Genomic DNA, 550 nt, shown 5'->3' on the forward strand with positions numbered 1-550 from the left:
AGGTTTCGCATTTGGATCATAACTGATACCCTTAATTTCATTGAAAACAGCCTTCGCTGCATTAAATCCATCACTAACCCCCATGGTTGTTACCGTTGCCCCGGAAATCAATTCCACCGAATCTTTTGAAGTCAATTTTTTCATTTTATCAACATATGCCGCATCAAAGGCTTTGGATCCTTTACCCTTAGTCTCATTTTCTTCAATGGCCCCATAACCAGCTACAGTTCCATCATTGTTAAAGCCGACAATGAATGTAAATCCATCCGCATTATAACCTTTCACCTTTAAAGTAAACGCTAATCCTTTATCTTTTGCCTCATAGACTCCAGTAATCAAGCCCGTTTTATCTTTGGATAAATATTGCGAACTGACATCCGAGAAAACTCCTCCAGACCAAATCATTTCCAGATTTGATTTCACTGCCGCAATAGCATTTTCTTTGATTTTAGGTTCTGTCACTGCATTAACTAAAGCTAATGCCAAACCACAAACAGCACATAAGCCAGCTAATAGGATTGTTTTATAAATACCTGAAAACTCTTTCTTA

At 37.8% G+C, this 550-nt stretch carries 1 protein-coding gene; it reads right to left on the bottom strand.

The genetic code is table 11. The annotated features are described in order from the left end of the window. The coding region (locus HMPREF9013_RS07205) for an FMN-binding protein (protein WP_006627023.1) at window positions 1-550 on the bottom strand (550 nt) is incomplete at both ends.

This window comes from Bulleidia extructa W1219 (assembly GCF_000177375.1).
In the GTDB taxonomy this organism is placed as follows: domain Bacteria; phylum Bacillota_I; class Bacilli_A; order Erysipelotrichales; family Erysipelotrichaceae; genus Bulleidia; species Bulleidia extructa.